Below are 12,319 nucleotides of genomic sequence, written 5' to 3'. Positions count from 1 at the left end.
CCACCGCGGAGATGGCGCCCGACAGGTGCACCTCTTCCGCCATCACGTAGGACGCCAGCGCCACCGCCGTCGTCACCATGATCTCCGCGAGCGGATCCTCCGCGCGCCGGATGATGAAGCCGCCCAGCAGGCCCAGCGCCAGGCCCACCACCGCGCCACCCACCGACGCGAGCAGCACGTGGCCGCTCAAGGACCCCAGGGAGGGCGCCACGCCGCCCGCCACCACCGCCGCGATGGCCGTGTACGCCACCAGCGCGGTGCCGTCATTGAAGAGGCTCTCGCCCTGGATGATGCCCGCCAGCCGCCCGGGCACCGGCGCACGGCGGAAGGCGTAGAGAATGGACACCGTGTCCGTCACCGCGAGGATGGAGCCCAGCAGCAGCGCGGGCCCCCACGCCAGGTGCAGCATCCAGTGCAGCGCGGCGCCGGTGGCGCCAATGGCGAGGACCATCCCCAGCGTGGACAGCAGGCCAATGGAGACCGCGTTCGCGCGGATGCCATTGAGGTCCGCCATGATGCCGCCCTCGAAGAGCAGCAGCGGTAGGCATATGAGGAAGACCACCTGCGGGTTGAGCGGGGGCACGCCCGGCAGCAGGTGTGCGACGGAGATGAGAAGGCCACCAAGCACCAGCGCGACGTTGTACGGCACGCTGGCCCGCTTGGCGGCGATGGCAAGCGCGATAGCCGCCACCATCAGGCCGATCAGAATAGGTACTTCCAGCAGCACGGCGACCCCACTGGGACCAGGGAAGGGCGCGAAGCTTTCCAGATTCGCGCGGACCGTGCACGGGCACCGCCCGCTTTTCGTCGCCACGCCCGAGGCCCCGCCCGCCTGCCTTCCTCCCTCCGGAAGTGCGCCCTGGCGGCGGGATGTCCGCGTGGTACAGCAGCACCCAGATGAAATCCGGCTCGCTGGACACCTGGGTCCTCTCCGTCACGGCCCTGCGCAAGACCTACGGCGCCCACACGGCCGTGGACGGCATCTCCTTCCACGTGCGCCGCCGCGAAATCGTGGGACTTTTGGGCCCCAACGGCGCGGGCAAGAGCACCACCATCAACATGCTCCTGGGCGTGCTCCAGCCCACCTCCGGCACCATCACCATCGAAGGCACCGACCTGGAGACCCAGCGGGTGAAGGCGCTGTCCCGCACCAACTTCGCCGCCGTCTACGCGCCCCTGCCCGGCAACCTCACCGTGGCCCAGAACCTGCGCGTCTTCGGCCTCATCTACGGCGTGAAGGGGCTGTCCGCCCGCATCGAGACGCTGCTGGAGGAGTACGACCTGAAGCGCTTCCGCGACACCAAGTGCGGCGTGCTGTCCTCCGGCGAGCAGACGCGCGTGTCATTGGCCAAGGCCATGCTCAACGAGCCCCGCCTGCTGCTGTTGGACGAACCCACCGCGTCGCTGGATCCGGCCACGGCGCTGGACATCCGCACCCGCATCCGCGACTTCGCCGCGAAGGGCAACAGCAGCGTGCTGTGGACGTCCCACAACATGTACGAGGTGGAGTCCGTCTGCGACCGCGTCCTCTTCCTGGCGCGCGGCCGGGTGCTGCTGGAGGGCGACCCGAAGACGCTGCCGCGCGAGCACGGCAAGGCCACGCTGGAGGAGCTGTTCATCGCCGTGGCCAACGAGCCGCTGGCGCTGGAGAGGAGCGAAGCGCCATGAACCTGAACCACGTCGCGGGCATCGCGCTGCGCCAGTTCTATCTCTACAAGGGCAACTTCGCGCGCGTGGTGCCGCTGTTCGCCTGGGTGGCCGTGGACATGGTGCTGTGGGGCTTCATGACCCGGTACCTCAACGAAGTGACGTCCTCCGGCTACGACTTCGTGCCGGCGCTCCTGGGCGCGGTGCTGCTCTGGGACTTCTTCGCGCGCGTGATGCAGGGTTTGACGACGGGCTTCTTCGAGGACGTCTGGTCGCGCAACTTTCTCAACGTCTTCGCCACGCCGCTCACGCTGCCGGAGTACGTGGGCGGCCTGGTGGTGACGAGCATCGTGACCAGCGCCATTGGCCTCGTTGTCATGCTGCTGTTGTCCACCACGGTGTTCGGCCTGTCCTTCGCCGCCTACGGGGCAATGTTCATCCCCTTCGTGATGGTGCTGTTCCTCTTCGGCATCGCGCTGGGCATCCTCAGCAGCGCGATGGTGCTGAGGCTGGGCCCCGCGTCCGAGTGGTTCGTCTGGCCCATCCCCAGCCTGCTGTCCCCGTTCGTGGGCGTCTTCTACCCGCTGTCCACGCTGCCGGAGTGGATGCAGTGGGTGGCGAAGCTGCTGCCCCCGTCCTACGTCTTCGAGGGCGTGCGCACGCTGGTGGCCGGCGGCGAGTTCTCCGGCGCCACGCTCGGCTGGGGCTTCGCGCTGGCGCTATTGGACATCGTGCTGGCGGGCTGGGTGTTCCAGCGCGTCTACCGCTACGCGGTGCGCACGGGCCTGCTGGCCCGCTACAGCGCGGAGAGCGTGAGCTAACGCCGGACGCGCAGGAGCAGGTCCTTCTTCGGGCCGCACTCGCCCCGGCCGTCGCAGTTGCTGGTGGTGACGTACAGGTGGCCGTCGGGGCCCATCAGCACGTCGCGCAGGCGGCCCCAGGTGTTGCGCAGGTACACCTCGTGTCTGGCCACGCGCCGGGGCTCCTGCGAATCGAACTCCACCCGGTGCAGGTGCTTGGACTTGAGCGTGCCCACGAGCAGCGACCCCTTCCACTCCGGAATCGCGCTGCCCGTGTAGACGGCGGCGCCGCCCGGGGGAGCGGCGTCATCGAAGGTGAGCGACGGGGTGATGCGCCCGCTCTGCGTCTCGCATGAATAGATGCCGGGCCAGCCCAGGTTGTCGCCCGCCTTCACCACGTTCACCTCGTCGTGGCCGAAGCGCATCGTCTCTCCGCTGGGACCGTGGTCGGTGAGGTACAGCGTGGTGGCGTCCTTCCAGTCAAAGCCTTGCGTGTTGCGCACACCCAGGAGGAACGCGGGCGAATTCGGAAAGGGATTGTCCTGGGGCACCGCCCCGTCCGGCGTCAGGCGCAGCAGCTTGCCCGCGGGGCTGGCCACGTCCTGGGACAGGTCCGGGTCGCGCGAGTCGCCCGTGCCCACGTACAGCATGCCGTCCGGCCCGAAGCGCAGCCGCCCGCCGTCGTGATACTTCGCGGACGGGATGCCGCCGAAGATGACGCGCTCGAAGGTCGCGCTCGTGTTGTCCGGTGACAGCGTCCAGCGCTCCACCCGGTTCTGCGCCTTCCCGCCCGCCTGGGTGGTGACGTACAGGTAGAACCGCCGGTTCGTCGCGAAGTCAGGGTGCGCGGCGATGCCCAGCAGGCCGCCCTCGCCGTTCGCCGTCAGGGGCAGCGTGGCCACGGCTCCGGGCTGCAGTTGGCCGCCGCGCAAGAGACGCACGCGGCCCGGCCGCTCCGTGATGAGCGCGTCGCCGTCCTGGCCCGGCAGGAAGGCCACTCCCCAGGGGACCTCCAGCCCTTCCGCCACCACGTCCACGGTGACGGGCACGCTGCCGTCCTGGCCCCAGCCGTCCTCCATCAGGATGCAGTCCGCGGCGGAGGCCGTCCCCTGCGCCTGGCTCTTGCGGCAGGCGGAGGCGGAGGCGGTGAGCACCACGAGGGCGGACAGGAGCAGGCGTCGGGAGCGCATGGCGACAATCTAGCGTTGGTGAACGCGGCCTACCGACCTGGAAGGGGGGCAGCCGAGCGCATTCGGGACTGGAAGACGGTGCCGGGTGGCGTTGTCGCGGTCCCTGTCGTGGGCACCTTGCTCGGGCGGGTTCAACGGCAACCTTTGCCCAGCGGGAGGCAGTTCCATGGCGCGCATCGCATTCATCGTGGCGAACGACTTCGAGGACTCCGAGTTCCAGGTCCCCTACGACAAGCTCAAGCAGGCGGGCCACGAGCCCGTCGTCATCGGCGTGGAGGCCGGCAAGACGCTCAAGGGGAAGAAGGGCGCGGAGCTCCGCACGGAGAAGGCGGTGAAGGAGGTGAAGGCCGCGGACTTCGCCGCGCTGGTGATTCCCGGCGGCTACTCGCCGGACCACCTGCGCATGGACATTGGCATGGTCGGCTTCGTGCGCGACTTCTTCAAGGCGGACAAGCCCATCGCCGCCGTGTGCCACGCGCCGTGGATGCTGGTGGAGGCGGACATCGCGGACGAGCGCACCGTCACCTCGTTCCCCTCCATCAAGACGGACCTCATCAACGCTGGAGCGCGCTGGGTGGACCGCCAGGTGGTGGAGGACGGCAACCTCATCACGTCCCGCAAGCCGGATGACCTGGAGGCCTTCTGCGCCGCCGTGCTGCGCCAGCTGAAGGACGGCATCGCCCCACGTCTGGAGTCGCCCCTGGCCCCGGAAGCCACCGCGGACCGCGCACCCCCAGTGCACTGAGCCGCCAACAGGGCGAAACATGGTCCAACAGGACCCAGGCCCCAGGGTGCTTCATGCGCTCTGGGGGTTTTACGTGCCGCGCGAAGGAACGGATTTCCCCTGCGGATCCGCCTGCCTGCCCCGTTTCCAGAGGGAAATGTTGGGGGGACAACCCCTCGACCTCTCGACGCATTGCGCTGTCGGACGCATGCGTCGGGTTTTTGCTGCTCTGGAATTGTTCCGTTGTCTTTGGTTCTTCGGTACAAGACACTCAGACGTTTGTACGGGGTTCCGACAACCCCAGGGGAGTCATCGAATCCCCGAATTTTACAGCTGGGTTGCCATTATGCAGCGTCGTTGCTTAGTATTTCGCCGACCCCGCCCCCTTGACGGACCGCGACATCACTGACGGTCACTGTGGACTTCCGCATGAACCCGGCCCCCCGAAACGAGGTGTCCCAGCCCCGTCAGGTCGTCCGGGCGGTGTTGAACGAAGCGCTGGAGAGCAAGCTGGGCGGTGAGGTGGTGGTGAAGTCCACCACGGTCTCCGGCCGCATCTTCGTGGTGGAGCGCAAGGTGGCGTGGACGGTGCTCACGGGCCCGGGCGCGCGCAGCTTCTCCACTGCGCTCATCGACGCGAAGCTGGTGAGCCGCGAGGACGTCGAGCAGGTGATGGCGGAGTGCCGCAAGAGCGGCGGCAACTTCTGCGAGACGCTGGTGGCGTGGGGCCTGGTGCCGCGCGACACGCTGCGCGACCTGCTGTGCCACCACGTGGCCGCGCAACTGGAGACGCTCTTCGGGCTGACGGAGGCGCAGGCGCTCTTCGTGCCGCAGCCGCGCTCCTACTCCAGCCAACTGACGTTCGAGCTGACGGAGCTCACGGCCGACACCACACAGACGCAGCCTGCCGTTCCGCAGTCGCAGTCCGCATCCGGTTCCCCCGTCCTACTGGAAAGTGAAGTCATGGCGAACGTGAAGCAGGCGCTGGAAGAAGCGATGAAGATTGAAGGGGCGTTCGCGGTCTGTCTCGCGGATGCCAACAGCGGGATGACATTGGGAAGTGTCGGATCCGCGGGCTTCAACGTCGAGGCGGCGGCGGCGGGCAACACGGAGGTGATGCGCGCCAAGCTGAAGACGATGAAGGCCCTGGGTATCAAGGACCGCATCGAGGACATGCTCATCACCCTGGGCGAGCAGTACCACATCATCCGTCCGCTCGCGGCCCGCGAGGGGCTGTTCCTCTACATCGCGCTGCACCGCGCGAACGCGAACCTGGCGATGGCGCGCTTCCGCATGGCGGAAGTGGAGAAGACCATCCAGCTCTGAGGCTTTTCCTGGTGACGCCCCCACGCCGCCCGTTTCCCTCCTGGAGGGAAGCGGGCGGAGGCGTTTTGAGGGGTCAGTGTTCTCCCGCGCGCTTCTCACCGGCTTCCACGCGCAGGTGCAGGCGGTTGCTACGCGGAGGCAGCGGGCAGGTGGCGAAGCGCGAGAAGGCGCACGGCGGATTGTAGGCGCGGTTGAAGTCCAGCAAGACGCGCCCGTCCTTGTCCGGCAGCGGCGCTTCGAGGAAGCGGCCGGCGCCGTAGGTCGTGTCGCGGTTCGTCTCGTCGCCGAAGACGATGAACAGCTCTCCGTCTCCCTCCTCCCCCACGGGCGTCAGGCGGTGCTCCTTGCCCGCCACCGTGAAGACGAGCGTGCCGGCGGACTGCATCTCCTCCGAGTACCCCAGCACCGTGGGCACGCTGATCATGCGCGGCTTTTCGTCCGGCACCAGCCGCGCCTCCACCTTCCAGTCCGCGCTGGCCGGATACAGCGGGATGCCGTGGAACTGCTTGCGCGCCGCCGCCTCCGAATCCTTCACCCGCACGCCCAGCCTGTCCTTCCGGAGGATGATTTGAAAGCTCACGGTGCCCAGCCGCACCACGTCCGGCGCGCCCTTCTCGTCTGTCTTCAGCGCGCCGCCCGTGAAGGGTTTGCCCTCCAGCGTGAAGGCCACACCCGGCGCGGGCTGGAAGCTCACGCTGTTGCCCTTGCGCACGAAGGTCCCCGCCCTGGCCGGCACCGGTGAGGGCAGCGGCACGGCGCTGTCGGGCGCGGAGCCGGCCGTCTGCTCGCCCTCCTTCAACCAGGTGAGCCCCACCAGCGTCAGCCAGCCGTCCGGCGATTGCAGCTGTCGCAGCCGTTCGGCCTGCCACGCCTGGGTGGCGGCGGCGACATCCTCCGCGGGGGCCTTCTTCTCCGCCTGCGCGGCGGGCTTCGGAAGCGGCTTCGCGGGCGGCGAGGCCTGTAACGCCAGGGACAGGACCAGGGCGAGGGTGCTCATGCGGATGGGCCTCGGAGCGCGGGAGGGAAGGGCAGGGGCGCTGGGGCCAATGTCTAACAGGTGCCCGTCCCGGTTGCGCGCGGTCCTCCCGCCGTGCAAAGGCTTGAGAAACCTTCCATGAACCTGGACCTCAATCCCTCGCCCCCGGCCAGTGCCCTGCGCAAGCTCGCGCTGGGGACGTGGCGCGCGCCCCGAGACCCCACGGCCTACGCGGCGCTGGAGGTCCGCATGGAGCCGGCGCTCGAGTTCATGGCCACGCACCGCACGCGCACCGGCCGCCGGCTGACGGTGACGCACCTGGTGGCGAAGGCCGCGGCGGACGCGCTGCGCCGCTACCCGGAGGCCAACGTCGTGCTCCGGGGCCAGCGCCCGTGGCTGCGCGAGGACGTGGGTGTCTGCGTGCTGGTGGTGCAGCCCGCGAGCGGCGCGTCGCGCGTGGACCTGACCACCGCCACCGTGCACCGCGCGGACCAGAAGTCGCTGGAGGCGCTGGCGGACGCCATGGAGGCGCGGGTGTCGCGGGTCCGCGCGCGAGAGGACGTGGAGATTGAGCGGGGCAAGCGCCGCTCGTCGCTGTTGCCCGGCTGGCTGATGGCCCCCGCGCTGCGGCTGTTGTCCCTTGTCTGGTACGGCCTGAACGTGAACCTGCGCCGCGTGGGAATGCCGTTCGACCCGTTCGGCTCCGTGGCGGTGACGAACCTGGGCTCGCTGGGGCTGGAGCGGGGCTTCGTCGCGATGGTGCCCTACACCCGCGTGCCGCTCCTGCTGGCGCCCGGGCTCGTGCGGGACGTGCCCGTGGTGGAGGACGGAGCCCTGGTGCCCGGCAAGGCCATGACGCTCACCTGCACCTGGGATGCGCGCCTCATCGACGTGGACCTGGCCGCGCGGGTGCTCCGGCACATCGGAGGCGCGCTGGAGGATCCCCGGGGGTGGGATGCACCGGGGACCGAAGCGCGGTAGAACAGGGGTGTCATCCGGAGGTCGGCACCATGTCCGTGGATCCCTTTCGTCGCGTCGGTTCGTCCCGTCCCGTGGGACGGGTGCTGGGCGGCCAGGACCGCTTCGAGAAGGAAGCCCTGGAAGGCCCTCCCGAAGGACCCCTCGCCATGGACCGCCGCCAGCGCATGGCCGGCGGCCCGCTGCCGGTGAACGGCGAGAGCCCCTTCGCCGCCCGGCTGCGCAAGCTGGGCGCGTCGAACCCGGACGGCAAGGAGGACTGACGCTGTCCTTCCGGGCCAGGCTTCAGACCTGCCCGGCGCCGCCGTCCACGAAGAGCTCCGCGCCGTTGACGAAGCTGCTGTCGTCCGACGCGAGGAACAGCGCCGCCTTCGCCACCTCGTCCGGCTGCCCCATGCGGCCCAGCGGGATGAGGCTGGTGAGGTACTCCTTGATCTGCTTCGCCCCCGCCGCGTCGGGCGCCAGCCCGTTGAGTCCCGGCGTGTCGATGGGGCCCGGACTGAGCGTGTTCACCCGGATGCGCCGCCCCTTCAGGTCCGTTGCCCAGGTGCGCGCGAACGAGCGGACCGCCGCCTTCGTCGCCGCGTAGACGCTGAACGCCGCCGAGCCGTCCGAGCCCGCGGTGGAGCCCGTCAGGATGACGGAGCCGCCGTCCTTCAGGAGCGGCAGCGCCTTCTGCACCGTGAACAGCGTGCCCTTCACGTTGACGTTGAACGTCTGGTCGAAGTGCGCCTCCGTGATGGAGCCCAGCGCCGCGAACTCGCCGCCGCCCGCGTTGGCGAACACCACGTCCAGGTGCCCGGCCTCCTCCTTCACCCGCGCGTAGAGCCGGTCCAGGTCCGCCATCACGGACACGTCCCCTCGCACGCCCACCGCGCCGTGGCCAATCTCCTGCACCGCCCGGTCCACCTCCGCCTGCCGGCGGCCGGTGAGGAACACCTTCGCCCCCTCCTGCGCGAAGCGCTTCGCGGACGCGAAGCCGATGCCCGTGGTTCCACCCGTGACGACTGCCACCTTCCCGTCGAGCCTGCCCATCGTCCCGCTCCTTGGTTATGGACTTTGTGGTCCATATCTAAGAATGGTGGACCGAGCGGTCAATAACTTTTATTTTCCGGGCATGGCTCGGCCTCGGACATTCGATGAAGCGCAGGTGCTGCGGGCGGTGCGCGACCAGTTCTGGAACAAGGGCTACGCGGCGACGTCCATGGACGACCTGATGCAGGCCACGGGGCTGGGCAAGGGCAGCCTCTACGGGGCCTTCGGCGACAAGCATCAGCTCTTCCTGAAGGTGTTCGACACGTACTGCGTGAGCTCCCTGGAGTCGGTGAAGAAGACGCTGGAGGGGCCGGACGCCGGGGCGCTGGAGCGGCTGCGCCAGTACATGCTGGGGGTGGCCACCGCGTCGGCTGCGCCCGCGAACCGGCGCGGGTGCCTGCTGGCACGCGGCACGTCGGAGCTGGCGGCGCAGGACGCGCAGGTAGCGGACCGGGCGCTGGAGACCTTCCGGGGGCTGGAGGCCGCGTTCGTGCGCTGCCTGGAACAGGCCCGGGAGCACGGGGACCTCGCGGCCCACGCGGACCCCCGGAAGCTGGGCGCCATGCTGCTCGCGGTCTTCCGAGGACTGGAGGCCGTGGGCAAGGCGGGCATGGACGAGGCCAGCCTGCGCGGCATGGTGGAGACGGCGTTCGAAGGACTGCCCGTCGCGGCGAAGCGCCGCCGTTAGCGCCGCCCTCTTCCGGTGACCCCCGCGTTCAGGCTAGGCACAGGGCCTGAACGCGGGTGCGAGCGGTCACTCACCGGGATTGGGGCATTGATGCGGAAGGCACATGCGGTGGCGGCGTCGATGGTGGCGCTGATGTTGGGGCAGACGGGCTGCTATCGGACGAGCATCGTCACGAACCTGCGGCCGGAGCCCAAGGTCCACCAGGACCGGCAGTGGTTCACGGCGGTGGGCCTGCTGCCCGTGTCCAGTCCCCCTGGCAGCGAGTGCAAGAACGGCATCGCGTGGGCGCAGAGCCGCGCGACCCCCAGCGACTTCCTCATCCAGGCGGGCCTGGCGGTGGCGGGCGCGTTCATCGGGTCGGCGGTGTGCGCTGGCGGCGACCGGACCGAAGAGCAACAGGCCAACTGCGCCGCCATTGGCCTGCTGGTGCCCACGCTCCTGGTCGGCTCGCGCACCGTGGCCTACGCCTGCGCGTCGGAGGACCAGAACGCCAATCCGCGGCACGACCTGGGCACGGGCCCGGAGACGCCGGTCCGTGCCCCGGACGCCGCGAACGCGCCGGAGGAAGGCGAGGTCCCGGTGCTCGAGGCCCCGACTCCGCCGCCGCTGCCGCCGCCCGGCTCCGTGCCGGATTCGAGCCCCGGGCTCTGAGACACGTCCGGACGCGGCGCGCGAAGGTGTCCGCGCCGCGCCCGAAGGTGTCTGTCTATTCGCCGCGCCGCTTCGAGCGCGTCCGGGCCCAGCCCTCGTTGGACTGGTTGCGCTGCACCCGCTTGTGCTCGCGCTGCGCGGTGGCGTCCGTCTGACGGTGCTGGAAGGCCTGCTCGCGCTGAAGCTTCTCGAAGCTCGCGCGCCGCTCCTCGGGGAGCGTGCCGTTCTCCACCGCCGCCCTCACCGCGCAGCCCGGTTCACCCTGGTGGCCGCAGTCGCTGAAGCGGCAGCCGGTGGCCAGCGCGAGCACGTCCGCGAAGGCGTTGGCCAGACCCTCCTCGTCGTCGCCCCACAGGCCCAGCTCGCGCATGCCGGGCCCGTCGATGATGAGGCCGCCGTGCTCCAGCACGAACAGCTCGCGGTGCGTGGTGGTGTGCCGGCCCTTGTCGTCCTCCGGCCGCACGGGCTGGGTGACGAGGCGCGCGGCGTCCAGCAGCCGGTTGGCGAGCGTGGACTTGCCCACGCCGGACGAGCCCAGCAGCACGCCCGTCCTGCCGGGAGGAAGCCGGGCGCGCACGTCCTCCACGCCCAGGCCCGTTCGCGCGCTCACCGCGAGCACGTCCACGCCGGGGGACAGGGCCTCCACCTCCAGGACGCGCTCCGCCGCGTCGTCCGCGAGGTCCGCCTTGCTGAGGAGCACGACGGGCGTGGCGCCGCTGTTCCAGGCGACGGTGAGGGAGCGTTCGATGCGGCGGGCGTTGAAGTTGCCGTCCAACCCCACGACGAGGAACACCACGTCCACGTTGGCGGCGATGAGCTGGCCGTCGTGTTCGCTGCCCGCCTCGCGCCGCTTCAGGAGGCTGCGGCGGGACAGCACGGCGTGCATCAGCGCCTCGCCGTCACCGGACGCGGGCGGTTGCAGGAGGACCCAGTCGCCCACGGTGGGCAGGGCCTCCACGCCCTGGGCCTGATGGAGGAGGCGTCCGGCGGCGCGCGCGAGGAAGGCCGCGCCGGCGGTCTGCACGGTGAGCAGTCCCCGCTGCTGGCGCACGACGCGCCCGGGAACGAGGGAGGTGGAGGAAGACGACTGCGAGACGGTATTGGACAGCGCGAGGTCGAGGTCGGGACCCCAGCCGAGGGTTTCGAGTGACACTTGAGGAACTCCGGACAGAGCGATGCCACGGACGCGAGGAGAGGACTCCGGGGCGCCGGGCGTGAAGGAGGCGGGGGCTCGCGCTGCGACGGAAGACGGTGCTGCGACCGGCTCAGCGGATGAGCGCCCGCGTGGCGGACAGGGCCGCGACGACGACAAGGGGCGGAGTCATCAGGACAGGTCTCCTCAAGGGTTCGTGGAACCACCGGCGGTCATCGCCGTTCCGAGCGGGGACCCTAGCAATTCCTGTCGTCCGCTGGCCACCCCCTGCGTTTTCCCTCTTGAACCTCACGCGACGTGAGGTTGTACCCATGACATCCAGTCACGCGAAGGCCGTGGCTGGAAAGGGGTGAGGCATGCAGCACACGGAGCTGAAGGTAGGGGAGCTGGCCCGGCGCACGGGGCTGTCCATCCGCGCGCTGCACCACTACGACGAGATTGGTTTGCTCAAGCCCTCGGCGCACACGGCGTCGGGGCATCGTCTCTATACGGCGGCGGACATCGCCCGCCTGAGTCACATCCTGTCGCTCAAGCAGCTCGGGTTCTCGCTGGAGGAGATTGCCGAGACGCTGGGCCGGGCGGACTTCTCCGCCCTGCGCGTGGTGGAGCTGCGGCTCCAGCGGGCCCGGGAGCAGCTGGCGGAACAGCGTCAGCTCTGCGACCGCCTGGATTCCCTCGCACGGCAGCTGCGCGCGGCGGAGCCCGTCTCCGCCGACGACTTCCTACAGACCATCGAGGCCATGACCATGTTCGAGAAGTACTACACCCCGGAGCAGTTGAAGGAGCTGGAGGCCCGTCGCCAGGCGATGGGCGACGACGCCATCAAGCAGGTGGAGGTCGAGTGGCCCCGCCTCATCGCGAGCATGCGCGAGCAGATGGAGCAGGGCGCCGACCCCGCGTCCGAGCCGGTGCGAGCCCTGGCCACGCGCTGGCGCGAGCTCGTCCGCGCTTTCACGGGAGGCAACCCCGGCATCGAGAAGTCGCTCCAGACGATGCACCAGCAGGAGCCGCAGATGGCCCAGCGTCAGGGCCGCGACCCGAAGCTCATGGAGTACGTGGGCCGGGCCATGGCCTGTCTGGACGCGACGAAGTAAAGGCAGACACGGCGACGGCCGCCAGCGAAGGGCTGGCGGCCGTGCCGTCATCACAAG

General features: G+C 69.8%; 14 protein-coding genes. 9 read left to right on the top strand and 5 right to left on the bottom strand.

The window, feature by feature from the left end; all coding sequences use genetic code 11:
* Positions 1–694, bottom strand: a 694-nt coding sequence (locus D7Y21_RS22605; RefSeq protein WP_233612244.1) for a cation:proton antiporter, incomplete at its 3' end; no start/stop codon positions are given.
* 176 nt (positions 695–870) lie between these two features.
* On the opposite strand from D7Y21_RS22605, the gene D7Y21_RS22600 reads away from it, so the two are divergent.
* Together D7Y21_RS22600 and D7Y21_RS22595 are read left to right on the top strand one after the other, a co-directional pair.
* Positions 871–1,668, top strand: a complete 798-nt coding sequence (locus tag D7Y21_RS22600; protein ID WP_233612243.1) for an ABC transporter ATP-binding protein — start codon at positions 871–873, stop codon at positions 1,666–1,668.
* Complete coding sequence (locus D7Y21_RS22595) at positions 1,665–2,468, top strand: ABC transporter permease (protein ID WP_121715634.1); 804 nt, start codon at positions 1,665–1,667, stop codon at positions 2,466–2,468. The genes D7Y21_RS22600 and D7Y21_RS22595 overlap by 4 nt, the downstream gene beginning before the upstream one ends.
* Here the strand turns inward: D7Y21_RS22595 and D7Y21_RS22590 are convergent.
* Positions 2,465–3,637 (bottom strand): sorbosone dehydrogenase family protein, encoded by a 1,173-nt coding sequence (locus D7Y21_RS22590; RefSeq protein ID WP_120561063.1) that lies wholly within the window; start codon positions 3,635–3,637, stop codon positions 2,465–2,467. The genes D7Y21_RS22595 and D7Y21_RS22590 overlap by 4 nt on opposite strands.
* 166 nt (positions 3,638–3,803) lie before the next feature.
* Between D7Y21_RS22590 and D7Y21_RS22585 the strand changes: the two genes are divergently transcribed.
* Positions 3,804–4,382, top strand: a complete 579-nt coding sequence (locus D7Y21_RS22585; RefSeq protein WP_121715632.1) for a type 1 glutamine amidotransferase domain-containing protein — start codon at positions 3,804–3,806, stop codon at positions 4,380–4,382.
* Between the two features lie 408 nt (positions 4,383–4,790).
* Complete coding sequence (locus D7Y21_RS42895) at positions 4,791–5,687, top strand: hypothetical protein (protein WP_120561700.1); 897 nt, start codon at positions 4,791–4,793, stop codon at positions 5,685–5,687.
* 73 nt (positions 5,688–5,760) lie between these two features.
* Here D7Y21_RS42895 and D7Y21_RS22575 read toward each other — a convergent pair whose 3' ends face one another.
* Complete coding sequence (locus D7Y21_RS22575; RefSeq protein WP_120561065.1) at positions 5,761–6,684, bottom strand: DUF1684 domain-containing protein; 924 nt, start codon at positions 6,682–6,684, stop codon at positions 5,761–5,763.
* Positions 6,685–6,801: 117 nt separating this feature from the next.
* Between D7Y21_RS22575 and D7Y21_RS22570 the strand changes: the two genes are divergently transcribed.
* Together D7Y21_RS22570 and D7Y21_RS22565 are read left to right on the top strand one after the other, a co-directional pair.
* A complete protein-coding gene (locus D7Y21_RS22570; protein WP_121715630.1) occupies positions 6,802–7,644 on the top strand; it encodes a 2-oxo acid dehydrogenase subunit E2 in 843 nt (280 codons plus the stop codon).
* 29 nt (positions 7,645–7,673) lie between these two features.
* Positions 7,674–7,904: a hypothetical protein gene (locus tag D7Y21_RS22565; RefSeq protein WP_120561067.1), complete on the top strand. Its 231-nt coding sequence runs from the start codon at positions 7,674–7,676 to the stop codon at positions 7,902–7,904.
* Between the two features lie 22 nt (positions 7,905–7,926).
* Here the strand turns inward: D7Y21_RS22565 and D7Y21_RS22560 are convergent, their stop codons facing one another.
* Entirely contained in the window at positions 7,927–8,676 is a 750-nt protein-coding gene (locus tag D7Y21_RS22560) for a glucose 1-dehydrogenase (RefSeq protein ID WP_121715628.1), read from the bottom strand.
* 82 nt (positions 8,677–8,758) lie between these two features.
* Here D7Y21_RS22560 and D7Y21_RS22555 point away from each other — a divergent pair, with 82 nt between their 5' ends.
* Positions 8,759–9,364, top strand: coding sequence for a TetR/AcrR family transcriptional regulator (locus D7Y21_RS22555; RefSeq protein WP_233591313.1), 606 nt, complete (start codon positions 8,759–8,761; stop codon positions 9,362–9,364).
* Between the two features lie 90 nt (positions 9,365–9,454).
* Positions 9,455–10,015, top strand: coding sequence for a hypothetical protein (locus D7Y21_RS22550; RefSeq protein ID WP_147469350.1), 561 nt, complete (start codon positions 9,455–9,457; stop codon positions 10,013–10,015).
* Between the two features lie 55 nt (positions 10,016–10,070).
* Here the strand turns inward: D7Y21_RS22550 and rsgA are convergent, their stop codons facing one another.
* Positions 10,071–11,168: a ribosome small subunit-dependent GTPase A gene (gene rsgA, locus D7Y21_RS22545; protein WP_120561071.1), complete on the bottom strand. Its 1,098-nt coding sequence runs from the start codon at positions 11,166–11,168 to the stop codon at positions 10,071–10,073.
* A gap of 356 nt (positions 11,169–11,524) precedes the next feature.
* Here rsgA and D7Y21_RS22540 point away from each other — a divergent pair, with 356 nt between their 5' ends.
* On the top strand, positions 11,525–12,262 hold the full coding sequence (locus D7Y21_RS22540; RefSeq protein WP_121715624.1) for a MerR family transcriptional regulator: 738 nt from the start codon (positions 11,525–11,527) through the stop codon (positions 12,260–12,262).
* The last annotated feature ends 57 nt before the right edge of the window (positions 12,263–12,319 follow it).

The organism is Corallococcus sp. AB045 (assembly GCF_003668895.1).
Lineage (GTDB): Bacteria > Myxococcota > Myxococcia > Myxococcales > Myxococcaceae > Corallococcus > Corallococcus coralloides.
This window is presented reverse-complemented; position numbering and strand designations above follow the sequence as displayed.

Excerpts from the sequence above, each read along its gene's own strand:
- D7Y21_RS22575 (WP_120561065.1), bottom strand. The coding sequence starts at position 6,684 with ATGAGCACCCTCGCCCTGGTCCTGTCCCTGGCGTTACAGGCCTCGCCG.
- D7Y21_RS22595 (WP_121715634.1), top strand. The coding sequence starts at position 1,665 with ATGAACCTGAACCACGTCGCGGGCATCGCGCTGCGCCAGTTCTATCTC.
- D7Y21_RS22555 (WP_233591313.1), top strand. The coding sequence starts at position 8,759 with ATGGCTCGGCCTCGGACATTCGATGAAGCGCAGGTGCTGCGGGCGGTG.
- D7Y21_RS22565 (WP_120561067.1), top strand. The coding sequence starts at position 7,674 with ATGTCCGTGGATCCCTTTCGTCGCGTCGGTTCGTCCCGTCCCGTGGGA.
- D7Y21_RS22540 (WP_121715624.1), top strand. The coding sequence starts at position 11,525 with ATGCAGCACACGGAGCTGAAGGTAGGGGAGCTGGCCCGGCGCACGGGG.
- D7Y21_RS22585 (WP_121715632.1), top strand. The coding sequence starts at position 3,804 with ATGGCGCGCATCGCATTCATCGTGGCGAACGACTTCGAGGACTCCGAG.
- D7Y21_RS22550 (WP_147469350.1), top strand. The coding sequence starts at position 9,455 with ATGCGGAAGGCACATGCGGTGGCGGCGTCGATGGTGGCGCTGATGTTG.
- D7Y21_RS22600 (WP_233612243.1), top strand. The coding sequence starts at position 871 with ATGTCCGCGTGGTACAGCAGCACCCAGATGAAATCCGGCTCGCTGGAC.
- D7Y21_RS22590 (WP_120561063.1), bottom strand. The coding sequence starts at position 3,637 with ATGCGCTCCCGACGCCTGCTCCTGTCCGCCCTCGTGGTGCTCACCGCC.
- D7Y21_RS22570 (WP_121715630.1), top strand. The coding sequence starts at position 6,802 with ATGAACCTGGACCTCAATCCCTCGCCCCCGGCCAGTGCCCTGCGCAAG.
- D7Y21_RS42895 (WP_120561700.1), top strand. The coding sequence starts at position 4,791 with ATGAACCCGGCCCCCCGAAACGAGGTGTCCCAGCCCCGTCAGGTCGTC.
- D7Y21_RS22560 (WP_121715628.1), bottom strand. The coding sequence starts at position 8,676 with ATGGGCAGGCTCGACGGGAAGGTGGCAGTCGTCACGGGTGGAACCACG.